The following is a 723-nucleotide window of genomic DNA, read 5'->3' on the forward strand; positions in this document are numbered from 1 at the left end:
GGAAACCATCGTCGCGATGGACCGTGCGCCGGTCATGCACTAACAATCAAACTGGACCACTCGAGTGGGGCCGATCACCTCGCAGGCTTGCGCTTCGGTTTGTAGGACATCTCAATGCAATCGAGCACGCTCTGCCTTGCTTCTTCGCGGGTCCTGTTGGTCCTGCGCCTGATCCGTTCGCGCCTTAGTAGATTGAAGAAGCTCTCGGCGACCGCATTGTCGTGACAGTTGCCAGAACGACTCATCGAATGGTCAAGATCGTAGCGCGCAAGAATGTCACCCTGTCCATGCTGGAGAACTGACTACCCTGATCTGAAGGAATGGGTGCCATTCCCTTCGATGCTCGCCGACAGACCGCCATAAGCAAAGCTTGCAGGACAACATCCGTCGTTTGACAACTTTGCCTCGACCAGCAGATCACATGCCGGATTAGAGGTCGATGACCACAGCGAGGTCGGCAAAGCCTTCCTGGGTCCGGATGTAGGTGATGCCGGTGATCCAGACCCTGTCTGGTGCCGCAACGTCGAACTACCTATCATGGGTGTTGTCGACCACTATAGAAGGCTTGTCGCCATAGCTGCCGGGGCAGCGCTTATAGCCGATCTGTGCCTTGATGCCAGTAAGCTGCGCCAATCAGGCCACCCGGCTGGTGACGTCCATGGACGTGGTGTAGCTTGCGGTGGCCATCGGGTTTCCCGGTAGGGTCGGGTTGCGAGAACCAAC

The 723-nt window shown here is 57.3% G+C and carries 1 pseudogene; it reads right to left on the reverse strand.

Annotation, left to right across the window (positions count from 1 at the left end):
• Positions 1–74 precede the first annotated feature (74 nt).
• Positions 75–723: pseudogene (locus Q1A36_RS21335) on the reverse strand (DDE-type integrase/transposase/recombinase); the annotation flags it as partial.

The organism is uncultured Paracoccus sp. (genome assembly GCF_947487305.1).
Taxonomy (GTDB): domain Bacteria; phylum Pseudomonadota; class Alphaproteobacteria; order Rhodobacterales; family Rhodobacteraceae; genus Paracoccus.